10 protein-coding genes are annotated in these 13142 nt (G+C 63.2%); 7 read left to right on the top strand and 3 right to left on the bottom strand.

What is annotated here, in order from left to right; all coding sequences use genetic code 11:
• Positions 1–66: 66 nt before the first annotated feature.
• Positions 67–3444, top strand: coding sequence for a hypothetical protein (locus NKH13_RS04465; protein WP_352714736.1), 3378 nt, complete (start codon positions 67–69; stop codon positions 3442–3444).
• A 377-nt stretch (positions 3445–3821) separates the two neighbouring features.
• Here the strand turns inward: NKH13_RS04465 and tyrS are convergent, their stop codons facing one another.
• Positions 3822–5087: a tyrosine--tRNA ligase gene (gene tyrS, locus NKH13_RS04460; protein WP_352714734.1), complete on the bottom strand. Its 1266-nt coding sequence runs from the start codon at positions 5085–5087 to the stop codon at positions 3822–3824.
• A 344-nt stretch (positions 5088–5431) separates the two neighbouring features.
• Here tyrS and NKH13_RS04455 point away from each other — a divergent pair, with 344 nt between their 5' ends.
• Positions 5432–6160: a glycosyltransferase family 2 protein gene (locus tag NKH13_RS04455; RefSeq protein WP_352714732.1), complete on the top strand. Its 729-nt coding sequence runs from the start codon at positions 5432–5434 to the stop codon at positions 6158–6160.
• On the top strand, positions 6153–6485 hold the full coding sequence (locus NKH13_RS04450; protein ID WP_023717355.1) for a lipid-A-disaccharide synthase N-terminal domain-containing protein: 333 nt from the start codon (positions 6153–6155) through the stop codon (positions 6483–6485). The genes NKH13_RS04455 and NKH13_RS04450 overlap by 8 nt, the downstream gene beginning before the upstream one ends.
• Before the next feature lie 41 nt (positions 6486–6526).
• Here NKH13_RS04450 and NKH13_RS04445 read toward each other — a convergent pair whose 3' ends face one another.
• Complete coding sequence (locus tag NKH13_RS04445) at positions 6527–7177, bottom strand: FMN-binding negative transcriptional regulator (protein WP_352714730.1); 651 nt, start codon at positions 7175–7177, stop codon at positions 6527–6529.
• Positions 7178–7190: 13 nt separating this feature from the next.
• Entirely contained in the window at positions 7191–7865 is a 675-nt protein-coding gene (locus tag NKH13_RS04440; RefSeq protein ID WP_023674683.1) for an alpha/beta hydrolase, read from the bottom strand.
• A gap of 273 nt (positions 7866–8138) precedes the next feature.
• On the opposite strand from NKH13_RS04440, the gene NKH13_RS04435 reads away from it, so the two are divergent.
• The 4 genes from NKH13_RS04435 (at position 8139) to sufD (ending at position 13105) form a co-directional block, all read left to right on the top strand.
• Entirely contained in the window at positions 8139–9302 is a 1164-nt protein-coding gene (locus NKH13_RS04435; protein ID WP_352714728.1) for a cysteine desulfurase family protein, read from the top strand.
• A gap of 187 nt (positions 9303–9489) precedes the next feature.
• A complete protein-coding gene (sufB, locus tag NKH13_RS04430; RefSeq protein WP_352910840.1) occupies positions 9490–11007 on the top strand; it encodes a Fe-S cluster assembly protein SufB in 1518 nt (505 codons plus the stop codon).
• 30 nt (positions 11008–11037) lie between these two features.
• Positions 11038–11793 carry a Fe-S cluster assembly ATPase SufC gene (gene sufC / locus NKH13_RS04425; RefSeq protein ID WP_352528789.1) on the top strand — a complete coding sequence of 252 codons (756 nt, stop codon included), beginning with the start codon at positions 11038–11040 and terminating at the stop codon, positions 11791–11793.
• 43 nt (positions 11794–11836) lie between these two features.
• Positions 11837–13105 (top strand): Fe-S cluster assembly protein SufD, encoded by a 1269-nt coding sequence (gene sufD, locus NKH13_RS04420; protein WP_352910838.1) that lies wholly within the window; start codon positions 11837–11839, stop codon positions 13103–13105.
• Positions 13106–13142 lie beyond the last annotated feature (37 nt).

The raw sequence follows: 13142 nt of genomic DNA, 5'->3' as shown, positions 1-13142 counted from the left end.
GGCTGCATCGATATAATGTCGAGCGGGGATTCGTCCACGATCGAATTCGTTTCAACGGAAGATTGCGTGGATCAGGAGCTACCGCAGCACGAGAAGATCAGGTTCAGGCGTGACGAGATCACCGACCTGGGAACCTTTCCGTCCGCGTGCCGCGTCCCGCCGCTCGGCCAGGCGTCGATCGGTCGCGGCGTTCGTTTGATGGCGCGGCTGTTTGCCGGCCTAGTCGCCCTTGTGCTGCTGGCTGCCGCCGGCGTCTATGCGATCGGCGTGTCCGGCTTCGGCTCGGAGCGGCTTCGCGCGGAAGCCGAAACGGCAATCGAGAAATTGGCTGGCTTCGATGTCGACGTTGCCGTCGGGCCGGCCCGGCTGACGCTTGACGGGTCGAGCTTCATTGCGCTGCAGGTCAGCGACGTTAGCCTCAAGACCGCCGACGGAAAACCGATGGCCGATGCCGGCCGGGTCCGCTTCGGCATCCGACTGATCCCGCTGCTTTCGGGCGAGGTACGGCTGACCAGCGCCCGGATTTCCGACGCGCACATCGTCATGGCGGCGATGCCGTCCGGCGGCGACTGGACGGCCGGGCTGCGCAACCAGGACGGCCTCATCGATCCGGAAAAACTTTCCGCCGCCGTCTTCGCCAATCTCAACCGCGCGCTCGATGCGGTGCGCGAGGATTCGATGCGCCAGATCGATCTGCGCAATGTCGAGCTGGCACTGCCCGAGACCGGATCGGTCAAGTCGGTCACCATCGCCGACGCCTCCGTCTCGCAGTCGGGACCGGGAAGCATGGAGTTTTCATCCGACGCCGATGTCGACGGCAGGGCGCTTACCATCGCCGCTTCCGCCACCCGCGATCCGGCGACGCGACGCATCACCACGCTGGACGCCAGTATCCTGGCGGCGGATGCCGACGCTGCGGCAGCAGGTGGCAAATTGGGCGCGATCGCCTTGAAGCTGGCGGGATCGGAAGGGGCCGGCGACAACGGTTCGCGGCTGACTGCTGCCCTGTCGCTGACCGGATCGGTGCTCGATCTCGGTTCGCGCGGCCTGCTTCCGGCCGACATCGATCTCGATGCAACGCTCGTCGCCGGCTCGAACAAGATCCAGGTCGACGGATTGCTGGTGAAAACCGGCCGCTCGACCTTCGATTTCGCCGGTTCGATCGGGCCGAAGCCGGCTACCGGCACAGCGGGCGAGGAGCCATCCTATCGTTACGACCTGACCAGCGACGGTTCGACCCTGGCGCCTTCGGATTCGCCGGAGCCGGCACTCGGCTTCATTGCCCGTATCGCCGGCGTCTACCAGCCGACGAGCCAAAAGCTGGTCGCCGAGCAGATCGGCGTCCGGTCCGGACCGGGCAGCGAAGTGCTGGGCACGGCTTCGGTTTCATTCGTCGCCAACCAGGCGCCGGGCATATCGGTCGCGCTCAATGTCCACGACATGCCGGTCTCGCACGTCAAGCAATTATGGCCATGGTTTTCGGCGCGTAACGCCAGGTTGTGGGTGCTTAAGAACCTGTTCGGCGGCCGCGTCGTCGATGGCAGCCTGCAGTTCCAGGTCGTACCCGGACGGCTCGGCAACGGCGTGCCGCTTTCCGCCGATGAAGTGTTCGGCCGATTCCAGGTCGAAGGATCGCGCTTCGACACGGCCGGCCGCATTCCGCCGATCCGCGATGCCGTCGGCGTCGTCGGCTTCCACGGCAACGACGTCGACGTCGCGTTGTCCTCGGGCAGCGTCTATATGCCGAGCGGCCGCACCGTGGCGGCGAGCAACGGCACGCTCACCGTCAAGGCGGCGAACCATCCGCCGGTGATCGGCGCGCTCGATATCGATGTCGCCGGCGAGGCGCCGGCAATCGCCGAACTGGCATCGTTTGACCCGATCAACGCCATGCGCCATGTCGGCCTGCTGCCGGACGACCTGTCCGGCACGGTGACCGGCCACGTCAAGGCCGATATCCCGCTGCAGTCCGGTGTCGACTCTTCCAAACTCGATTGGCTGGTGGCGCTCGACTACAAGGACCTGTCGCTGGGCAAGCCGTTCGAGGGCCAGACGGTCAGCCATGCCGACGGCTCGATCACGGTCGCGCCCGACCGGGCGGTGATCTCGGCCAAGGCACTGCTCAACGGCATTCCGGCCGAGCTCGATCTGATCGAGCCGCTCAGGGATGGCGGCCCGCCGCGCAGTCGTAAAGTGGTGCTGGTGCTCGACGACAAGACGCGCGCCACCGCCATGCCTGGCCTGTCGACGCTGCTTTCCGGAACCATCAAGGTGGCGATCGACAAGAGCGGCACCGGCAACCAGAACGTGTCGGCGGACCTGACCAATGCCAGGCTGGACATTCCCTGGGCCGGCTGGAGCAAGGGGCCCGGCATCCCCGCCAAGGTCACCTTCGCCATGGCGAAGACCGGCGACACCACGACGCTGTCCAATTTCGAACTCGACGGCAAGACCTTCTCCATCGACGGCAGCGCGGTGCTGGTCAACGGCGCCTTGTCCTCGGCCCGGTTCAGCAAGGTCACGTTGAACAGGGGCGACGACGTCGCCGTCTCGGTGAAGCGGTCGGGCAAGGCCTATGCGGTCGAGGTCAGCGGCAGCGCGCTGGACGCACGCTCGCTGATCAAGCAATTCACGTCCGATGTCGATACCGCCACCAAGACCACCGGCGTCGATGCGATCTCGGTCAGCGCCGACGTCAGCTCCCTGACCGGCTTCCACGACGAGGTGCTGTCGAATCTGAAACTCGACTACAGCGCCTCCGGCTCCCGGGTGAACGGGCTCAAGGTGAGCGCCACGGCAAGTTCGGGAGCCGCGATCACCGTCAGCAACACGACCGGCGGCGGCCTGCGAACGCTCAACATGAAGTCGGCCGACGCCGGCGCCATACTGCGCTTCCTCAACATCTACGAGCATATGGAAGGCGGCTCGATTACGCTGGCGCTCACCGGGGCCGGCGACGGGCCGATGAAAGGCCAGGTCGATGCCAAGGACTTCGTTGTCGTCAACGAGCCGAAGCTCGCCTCGATCGTGTCGACGACGCCGGCCGGCGACAGCCGCAGCCTCAACGAGGCGGTCAAAGGCAATCTCGACACGTCGAGGGTGAAGTTCGAGCGCGGTTTCAGCGAGATCGACAAGGGCAGCGGCTATCTCAAGCTGCGCAACGGCGTGCTGCGCGGCTCGCGCATCGGCACCACCTTCCAGGGCACGCTCTACGACCAGAACAACAACATGGACATGACCGGCACGTTCATGCCGGCCTACGGCGTAAACCGCATCTTCGGCGAACTGCCGCTGATCGGCGCGCTGCTCGGCAACGGCCGCGACCGCGGCCTGATCGGCGTCACCTACAGACTCAGGGGCAACGCCAACAAGCCAATCCTCGACGTCAATCCGCTATCGGTAATCGCGCCCGGGATATTCCGGTCGATCTTCGAGTATCGCTGAGGCGGGTAGGGTAGGCGGGTGAGGCGAAAAGGCCCGGTGAGGTGCTGTTCAGCGTAGCGGCGCCTAGAGGGAACGGCATGGATCCTAGGGTCTCCGCGACGTCGCTTCGCTCCTGCTCCGCCCTAGGATGACGAAGCGAGGGGTGGTTTCAGCCAATCTCGAAGGTTGCTTTTGCCATCGGCCGCCACGCGACCGCCTCGCTCTCCGACATCCGCGACTAGCCTTGAGCCACCATGCCTTCGTCATCCTAGGGCGGAGCAGGCGCGAAGCGACGTCGCGGAGACCCTAGGATCCATGCCGTTACAGTGGCCGAGGAATGCAGCGATCCATTGCTTGCGCCCGTCCCCGGCTAGGTTTCACCTGAGCCTCAGCAGGCGTTAGATCGGCCGCACCAGAACGACCTTCTTCTTCCCCAGTTGAACTTTGAATGCTCCGGTGTTTTCGTACAGGTCGGTCCACAAGACAATTTCGTTCGGATCGGTGACGACCCTGTCATTGATGCGTAGAGCACCTTCCGCCATCTTGCGCCGAGCTTCCGAGTTAGATGACACAAGCCCGGACGCGACCGCAATTGCAGCATTCGACCTGCCAAATTGCCATCTGTCATCCTCTCCTTTGTCGATTGTTACTGTCGGCAATGACTCGGTTGACTGACCTCTTTCGAAAAGCGCTTCTGCTGTCTTGGCTACCTCCTCCGCCGCCTCGCGGCCATGCAGCATGGCGGTGATTTCGGTGGCGAGAATCTTCTTGGCTTCGTTGATCTCCGAGCCGCCGAGCCGTTCGAGGCGCGCGATCTCAGCGAGCGGCAGGGTCGTGTAGAGCTTCAGGAAACGGCCGACATCGGCATCCTCGGTGTTGCGCCAATATTGCCAGAACTCGTAGGGGCTCAACATTTCCGCATCGAGCCAGACCGCGCCCGAGGCCGACTTGCCCATCTTGGCGCCGGAGGAGGTGGTGAGCAGCGGCGTCGTCAGCGCATAGAGCTGCGCGCCTTCCATGCGATGGCCGAGATCGATGCCATTGACGATGTTGCCCCACTGGTCGGAGCCGCCCATCTGCAGCCGGCAGCCAAGGCGCTTGTAGAGCTCGACGAAGTCGTAGGCCTGCAGGATCATGTAGTTGAATTCGAGGAACGACAGCGACTGCTCGCGATCCAGCCGGAGCTTGACCGAATCGAAGGCCAGCATGCGGTTGACCGAAAAATGCCGGCCGACATCGCGCAGGAAATTGACGTAGTTGATATCCATCAGCCAGTCGGCATTGTTGATCATGACGGCGTCGTTCGGGCCGCTGCCGAATTTGAGGTAGGGCGTGAAGTTGCGGCGGATGCCGGCGAGATTGTCCTCGATGTCCTGCGGCGTCAAAAGCTTGCGCGCCTCGTCCTTGAACGACGGATCGCCGATCATCGAGGTGCCGCCGCCCATCAGCGCGATTGGCCGGTGGCCGGTCTGCTGCAGCCAGTAAAGCATCATGATCTGGATCAGCGACCCGGCATGCAGGCTTCTCGCTGTGGCGTCGAAGCCGATATAGGCGCTCACCGTTTCCGTGGCGAAAAGCTGGTCGAGGGCGGCATCGTCCGAGGTCTGGTGGATGAAACCGCGCTCGCTCATCGTGCGCAGGAAGTCGGATTTGAAGGCGGACATTTTTCTTTCCTGGAAGGCTTCCGGCCGAACGCGGCCCGGGTATGCGTGAAGGCCGGCGTTTAGCACTCAAGCGCGATCAGCAAAAGTGGAATCCGGTTTTGGCGCGCCCTCTTCCCTTCTCGCACAACAAGGGGAGAAGGGAGAGCCGCACGTCGCGAGACAACCAGCTCTCCCTGGAACGGTAACGTGAGAGGCAATCCAAACCTGAAGCGATTGCCCTTCGCTTCCGGCGCGGCCTGCTTGCGTCATTGTTTCGGCTGGCGTAATGAGGCGCCGCGCCAGCGGGACTCTTCCTCTGGACCGCGCGGCATCGATCGAATGCCATATCCTGTGACAGAGTCGAGATGCCGGAGATATCCATCGTCATTCCTTGCCGGAACGAGGCGGCGAACCTGCCGCTTCTGCTCGACGAGATCGGCACTGCCATGGCCGGGCGGGACTTCGAGGTCATTGTCGTCGACGACGGCTCGACAGACGATACGCCTTCGGTGCTTGCCGCAGAAGCAGCGCTTCGCCGGTTTCCGCTGCGCCATCTCAGGCATGAAAAATCCGCCGGCCAGTCGCTCTCGGTGCGGTCGGGCGCGTGGGCGGCGCGCGGCGATATCGTCGCCACCATCGATGGCGACGGCCAGAACGACCCCGGCTACATCCCAGTGTTGATCGACGCGTTGCGGCAGGCTGGTCCCGACGTCGGGGCGGCGCAGGGACAGCGTCTGAAGCGCCGCGACAGCAAGATCAAGCAACTGGCGTCGCGTTTCGCCAACGGGCTGAGAAAAGCCATCCTGCACGACGAGACGCGGGATACCGGCTGCGGCCTCAAGGCGATCCACACCGACATTTTGCGGAAATTGCCGTTCTTCGACGGCACCCACCGCTTTGTTCCGGCGCTGGTCATCCAGGAGGGCTACCGCGTCGTCCATTGCGACGTCGTCGACCGTTCCCGCCGTTACGGCAAATCGAATTACGGCATCTTCGATCGCGGCCTTCAGGGCGTGCTCGATCTTGCCGGCGTCTGGTGGCTGCGCCGCAGGCGCCGCAGAATGCCCAAAGTAGAGGAAATCAGGCATGGGTAACGTGCTTCAGGAATTGGCGACCTGGCTTCACGATGTTTTCGTCAAGCAATTCGATGCCTGGGTTCTGCTCGGCTTCGTCGCCCAGTTCTTCTTCACCATGCGTTTTCTGGTGCAGTGGGTGGCGTCGGAAAAGGCCAAGCGCAGCGTCGTGCCGATCGCGTTCTGGTTCTTTTCGCTGTTCGGCGGCGGCCTGCTGCTGGTCTACGCCATCCAGCGTCAGGATCCGGTGTTCATCGCCGGTCAGGCCATGGGCCTGTTGATCTATATCCGCAATCTCTGGCTGATCGCCAACGAGCGCAAGGCGGCGATGACCAAGGTCGATTGAGCCCGCGACCGCCCTGGAACCGGTCGAGCAAGCAATCCAGATTACTTGCCGTCCAGCCCGCCGTAGGACCTTACCAGCTGGACCATGTCGGCCGAGTTGGCAGTCTCGCTCTCGAGCCCCTCGGCGACACCGACGCGGTCGGCAGCCGGGCGGTTCTGGCTGACTTTCCATTTGCCGCTGATTTCGGTGATGGCGATCTCCAGGCCGACAATGCCCTTGATCTGCGACTGAATGAAGGGCGCCGGCGCGTCGGTCACCGCCCATGGCGCCGAGCGGCTGCCCTCCTGCGACATCGTCAGATCGGAAATCTGCTCGGCCAGCCAATCCTGGTCTTCGATCACCGTGACGATGCCGCGCACCTGGACGATGGCGTAGTTCCAGGTCGGTACCACCTTGCCGGTTTCACGCTTGGTCTCATACCAGGACGGCGTCACATAGGCGTCGGCGCCCTGGAAGACGACCAGCACCGGCGCCAGGGGATTGTCGGCCAAAAGCCGCCATTGCGGATTGGCTTTCGCCAGATGTGCGCGCAGCCTGCCATTCGGCGGCACACCCGCGTCTAGAAGAAAGGGAATTGCGTTGGCGACCGGCCCCTCGGTGCCGTTCGACACCAGCAGCCCAAGCGGATGCGCCCGGATCAGCCCATGCAGGACGTCCTGCCGTGTTTCCTGGAAGTGAGGTGGTTGGTACATCGCCGTTCCCCGATTATCTCAGCCGCTTAGGCCGTGGGTCGGACAGTTCCCCGGCCAGCCGGCGATCGAGATAGTCCGCGCATTCCTCGATCAGAAGCTCGGCATGGTTGGCAAAGAAATGGTTGGCGCCGGGCAAGGTCTTCTGGGTGATGGTAATGCCCTTTTGCGTGTGCAGCTTGTCGACCAGGCCCTGCACGTCCTTGGGCGGCGCGACCTTGTCGGCATCGCCATGGATGATCAGGCCGGACGACGGGCATGGCGCCAGGAACGAGAAATCATAGGTATTGGGCTGGGGCGCGACCGAGATAAAGCCCTCGATCTCGGGCCGGCGCATGAGAAGCTGCATGCCGATCCACGAGCCGAACGAATAGCCGGCAACCCAGCAACTCTTGGAATCCGGATGCAGCGACTGCACCCAGTCGAGCGCCGCAGCGGCGTCGGACAACTCGCCGGTGCCGTGGTCGAACTCGCCCTGGCTGCGGCCGATGCCGCGGAAATTGAAGCGCAGCGTGGTGAAATTGCGCTTCTGGAACATGTAGAAGAGGTCGTAGACGATCTTGTTGTTCATCGTCCCGCCGAACTGGGGGTGCGGGTGCAGGACGATGGCAATCGGCGCGCTCTTTTCCTTCGAGGGCTGATAGCGACCCTCCAGACGGCCGGCGGGACCGGTGAAAATGACCTCAGGCATGAAATACTCCACTTGGTATAAATTGCGCGGCGCCCGGAACAACTCTTCCTCTGGCCCCAGTCTTCCCTAGGCCCCAGTCTTCCCTAGGGCCTTGACGCAGGGCGAGCGTCTTTCTAGAAGCTAGTTTAGAATTGTTCAAAACTGGGCGGCCAAAAGCTGTGGCTCGGCCACCCGCGCCGCAAGCCGCGTAAATAGGACGTCTTGCCTTGCAATTTCAAGGAAATAACGCGCTATCTTCGCGGAACGGCTTTTGAAGGGACCAGTTGGACGGAAATGGCCGGAGCACGCGCCTATCTCGACTACAACGCCAGCGTGCCGCTGCTTGCCTCGGCGCGCGCGGCCGTGGTCGCTGCGCTCGACATCGCCGCCAACCCGTCCTCGGTCCATGCCGAGGGCCGCGCGGCGCGGCGGCTGATCGAAGACGCCAGGCGCGACGTGGCGCGACTGGTCAGCGCCAAAGCCGAGCATGTCGTATTCACCTCCGGCGCGACGGAAGCGGCCTCGACGCTGCTGACGCCGGACTGGCAGATGGGGCGCGGCGCCGTCCGCATGAGCCGGCTTTACGTGTCCGAGGCTGACCATCCCTGCCTGCTGAATGGCGGGCGCTTCCCCGCGGGGCAGGTAACGCGGATCGGCGTCGATGCCGACGGCATCGTCAGGCTCGACGCCTTGGCGTCAGCACTTAGTGCGCATGACAAGGCTGACGGTTTGCCGCTGGTGACCATCCACGCCGCCAACAACGAGACCGGCGTGATCCAGCCGATTGGCCGCATTGCCGAAATCGTCAAGGCGGCGGGTGGCATCCTGGTTGTCGATGCGGTGCAGGCGGCCGGCCGCATTCCGCTCGATATGTCAGCGGGTTACGCAGACTATTTGATTCTCTCCTCGCACAAGATCGGCGGCCCCAAGGGCGTCGGCGCCATTGTCGCAGCGTCGGGCTTGATGATGCCGAAACCGCTGGTCAGCGGCGGCGGCCAGGAGAAAGGCCATCGCGGCGGCACCGAAAACCTGGCGGCAATTGCCGGGTTTGGCGCGGCGGCGCGCGAGGCGCTTGCCGGGTTGCAAACGATCGATGCGGTGCGGCAGCGCCGCGACGAAGTCGAGGCGATCGTGAAAACGCAGGTGCCAGACGCCGAAATCTTCGGGACCGGCGCTCCGAGGCTTGCCAACGCCACGTTCTTCGCTATTCCCGGCATCAAGGCCGAGACGGCGCAGATCGCTTTCGACCTGGCCGGCGTGGCGCTGTCGGCTGGATCGGCCTGTTCGTCGGGCAAAGTCGGGCCGAGTCACGTGCTGAAAGCCATGGGTTATGGCGACGGCTTTGGCGCGCTGCGCGTGTCCATCGGCCACGCGACATGCGCCGAGGATATCGAGCTGTTTCGTTCGGCGCTGGCGACGATCGTCGCGCGGCGGGCAAACAGGGAAAAGGCCGCTTGAGCGCGGCAACGGAACATTTGGGCCTTGCGGCCTGGTAGAGCCGTGCGTTCGCATTTGGCCGGGTGAATTTCCGGCATGAACGCACTATATGAAACTTACGCCGCCTCGGATGCCCAAGGGTGCTCGCTTGCGGTGCCATAGTTTGAAAACTGCCGGGCCTTGACCCCGGCGTGGATGGAGAACGCTGATGCCTGCTGTGCAGGAGACGATCGATCGAGTTCGAAAGATCGATGTCGACCAGTATAAATACGGATTCCAGACCGAAATCGCGATGGACAAGGCCCCCAAGGGCCTGAGCGAAGACATTATCCGCTTCATTTCGGCGAAGAAGGACGAGCCGTCCTGGATGCTGGAATGGCGCCTGGAAGCCTATCGCCGCTGGGTGACGCTGGACGAGCCGAAGTGGGCGCGCGTCCACTATCCGAAAATCGATTTCCAGGACCTCTACTATTACGCGGCACCCAAGAGCACGCCCGGGCCGACTTCGCTCAGCGACGTCGATCCCGAACTGCTGAAGGTCTATGAGAAGCTCGGCATTCCGCTCAGGGAACAGGAAATCCTCGCCGGCGTGCAGAAGACCGATGCCTCGGAGCTCGAGGAAGCCAGCGACAACGTCTACAAGTCCGGCCGCGTCGCCGTCGATGCAGTGTTCGATTCGGTCTCCGTCGTCACCACTTTCAAGAAGGAGCTGGCGCAGGCCGGCGTCATCTTCTGCTCGATCTCGGAAGCGATCCGCGAGCATCCGGAGCTGGTGAAGAAATATCTCGGTTCGGTCGTGCCGACCTCCGACAATTTCTACGCGACGCTGAATTCGGCCGTGTTCACCGACGGTTCCTTCGTCTTCGTGCCCAAGGGCGTGCGCTGCCCGATGGAACTGTCGACCTATTTCCGCATGAACGAAAAGAACACCGGCCAGTTCGAGCGCACGCTGATCATCGCCGAGGAGGGGGCTTACGTCTCCTATCTCGAAGGCTGCACGGCGCCGCAGCGCGACGAGAACCAGCTTCATGCCGCGGTGGTCGAACTGATCGCGCTCGACGATGCCGAGATCAAATATTCGACGGTGCAGAACTGGTATCCCGGCGACGCCGAAGGCAAGGGCGGCATCTATAATTTCGTCACCAAGCGCGGCGACTGCCGCGGCCATCGTTCGAAGATTTCGTGGACGCAGGTCGAGACCGGCTCGGCTATCACCTGGAAATATCCGAGCTGCATCCTGCGCGGCGATGATTCCAGCGGCGAGTTCTATTCGATCGCCGTCTCGAACGGCTACCAGCAGGTCGATAGCGGCACCAAGATGATCCATCTCGGCAAGAACACGTCGAGCCGCATCATCTCCAAGGGCATTGCCGCCGGCTTCTCGCAGAACACCTATCGCGGCCAGGTCTCGGCACACCGCAAGGCGACCAACGCCCGCAACTTCACCAACTGCGACTCCCTGCTGATCGGCGATCAGTGCGGCGCACACACTGTACCCTACATGGAAGCCAAGAACTCGACCGCGCAGTTCGAGCATGAAGCGACCACCTCGAAGATTTCCGAGGACCAGAAGTTCTACGTCATGCAGCGCGGTATTCCGGAAGAAGAGGCGATCGCGCTGATCGTCAACGGCTTCGTCAAGGACGTCATCCAGCAACTGCCGATGGAGTTCGCGGTCGAGGCGCAGAAGCTGATCGGGATTAGCCTCGAGGGCTCGGTCGGCTGACCGATAAAGAATTTTCAGGAAAGAATAAGAATGCTTGAAATCAGAAACCTCCATGCCCGTATCGTCGATGACGGCACCGAGATCATTCGCGGCCTGAACCTGACGGTCAGGGCCGGCGAGGTTGCCGCGATCATGGGGCCGAACGGCTCGGGAAAATCGACGCTGTCCTACATCCTCGCCGGCCGCGAGGACTATGAGGTCACAGAGGGCGACATCCTCTACAACGGCCAGTCGATCCTCGACATGGATCCGGCCGAGCGCGCCACGGCGGGCATTTTCCTCGCCTTCCAGTACCCGATGGAGATACCGGGCGTCGCGACGATGGAATTCCTGAAAGTGGCGATGAACGAGCAGCGCAAGGCGCGCGGCCAGGAACCGCTAAAGATCCCGGAATTCCTCAAGCGCGTGAAGGAAGCGGCGGCCTCGCTCAACATGGACATGGCGATGCTGAAGCGGCCGCTCAATGTCGGCTTTTCCGGCGGCGAGAAGAAGCGCGCCGAGATCCTTCAGATGAAGCTGCTTGAGCCGAAGCTGTGTGTCCTCGACGAGACCGATTCCGGGCTCGACATCGACGCGTTGAAGATCGTCGCGGACGGCGTCAACACGCTGCGCTCGCCGGACCGGGCCATCGTCGTCATCACCCACTACCAGCGCCTGCTCCAATACATCGTGCCTGATACGGTGCACGTGCTCTACAGGGGCCAGGTGATCAAGTCGGGCGACAAGTCGCTGGCGCTCGACCTCGAGGCCAATGGCTATGCCGGCGTGATCGGGCAAGCCGCGTGAGATGCCAGCAGGCCCGGAAGGCAAGCCAAACAAGGCGATACTGATGAATATGCACACGACACCCCAGCGAACATTAGCCGAAACGGCGCTGATCGACGCCTTTGGCGAGCGGCTGTCGCTGCTGCCCGGCGACGGTGCGGTGATGCTGAAGCGCGACGACGCCATCGAGGCGATCAAGAGTGGCCTGCCGACGCGGCGCATCGAATCCTGGCATTATACGGACCTGCGCCGGCTGCTGACCTCGGTGCCGGACTTCGATCCGGCAGCGGTCGCGAAAGCCATTGCGCCGATCGTCGAGGGCTCCAGCGTTTTGCCGGTGCTGAACGGCGTTTCGAGTACGAAACTGCCCGATATCGAAGGCGTTGTCGTGCAGCGCCTATCGGAGAAGCTGACCGACGGCAGCGCAGCGCCTGGGCTGGATTCCTATGGCAGCGACGATGCCATAGGCGCGCTGAACACCGCCTTTGTCGCCGACGGCTATTTCGTCGACATCGCCGAAGGTACCCAACTGGACAAGCCGGTCGAATTGCAGAATTTGCAGGCCGGTGGACAGACGCATGTACGCCTGGCCGTCCGCGTCGGTGCCGGCGCCAACGCTGTCGTCGTCGAACGCCAGGCAGGCGAGGGGGCGGCGCTGGTCAGTTCGGTCAGCCAGCTGCTGCTTGGCGAAGGCGCCGAAGTGACATGGCTGGTCGTGCAGGAGCAGCCGGATACGGCGACGCATCTCGCCCAGTTCAAGGCGCATCTCGGCAAGAATTCGAAACTGACGCTGTTCGTCATGAATGCCGGCGGCAAGCTGGTGCGCCAGGAGGTCGTTGTGAAGACGACCGGCGAGGGCGCCGACTTCACGCTGCGCGGCATCAATCTCTTGGCCGGCGACACCCATACGGACGTCACCATGGTGCTCGACCACGCCGTGCCGCATACCGCCTCGACCGAAGTCATCCGCAACGTGGTGACCGGCAGAGCGCGCGGCGTCTTCCAGGGCCGCATCAACGTCCACCAATATGCGCAGAAGACCAACGCCAAGATGGCCTGCAACACGCTGCTTCTGTCGGACGACGGCGAGTTCTCGACCAAGCCGGAGCTCGAAATCTTTGCCGACGACGTCGTCTGCGGCCATGGCGCGACCGTCACCGAGATCGACCGCAGCCATCTGTTCTACCTGATGGCGCGCGGCATCGACGAGAAGACCGCGCGCGGCTTGCTGGTCAAGGCCTTCGTCGCCGAAGTGATCGAGGAACTGGACGACGAGGCCATCGTCGAGGCGCTGGAGGCGAGGCTCGACAACTGGTTCGTGGCGCACGGGTAGAGCGCCTTCCCTTCTCCCCTTGTGGGAGAAGGTGGCC

This window comes from Mesorhizobium sp. M1348 (genome assembly GCF_040317925.1).
In the GTDB taxonomy this organism is placed as follows: Bacteria; Pseudomonadota; Alphaproteobacteria; order Rhizobiales; family Rhizobiaceae; genus Mesorhizobium.
Note: the sequence above shows the minus strand (reverse complement) of the source record. Positions and strands in the feature narration are given on the sequence as shown.

Bases quoted from the DNA above. Each gene is read 5' to 3' on its own strand.
- NKH13_RS04435 (WP_352714728.1), top strand. From the start codon at position 8,139: ATGGCCGGAGCACGCGCCTATCTCGACTACAACGCCAGCGTGCCGCTG.
- NKH13_RS04445 (WP_352714730.1), bottom strand. From the start codon at position 7,177: ATGTACCAACCACCTCACTTCCAGGAAACACGGCAGGACGTCCTGCAT.
- sufD (WP_352910838.1), top strand. From the start codon at position 11,837: ATGAATATGCACACGACACCCCAGCGAACATTAGCCGAAACGGCGCTG.
- tyrS (WP_352714734.1), bottom strand. From the start codon at position 5,087: ATGTCCGCCTTCAAATCCGACTTCCTGCGCACGATGAGCGAGCGCGGT.
- NKH13_RS04440 (WP_023674683.1), bottom strand. From the start codon at position 7,865: ATGCCTGAGGTCATTTTCACCGGTCCCGCCGGCCGTCTGGAGGGTCGC.
- sufB (WP_352910840.1), top strand. From the start codon at position 9,490: ATGCCTGCTGTGCAGGAGACGATCGATCGAGTTCGAAAGATCGATGTC.
- NKH13_RS04450 (WP_023717355.1), top strand. From the start codon at position 6,153: ATGGGTAACGTGCTTCAGGAATTGGCGACCTGGCTTCACGATGTTTTC.
- sufC (WP_352528789.1), top strand. From the start codon at position 11,038: ATGCTTGAAATCAGAAACCTCCATGCCCGTATCGTCGATGACGGCACC.
- NKH13_RS04455 (WP_352714732.1), top strand. From the start codon at position 5,432: ATGCCGGAGATATCCATCGTCATTCCTTGCCGGAACGAGGCGGCGAAC.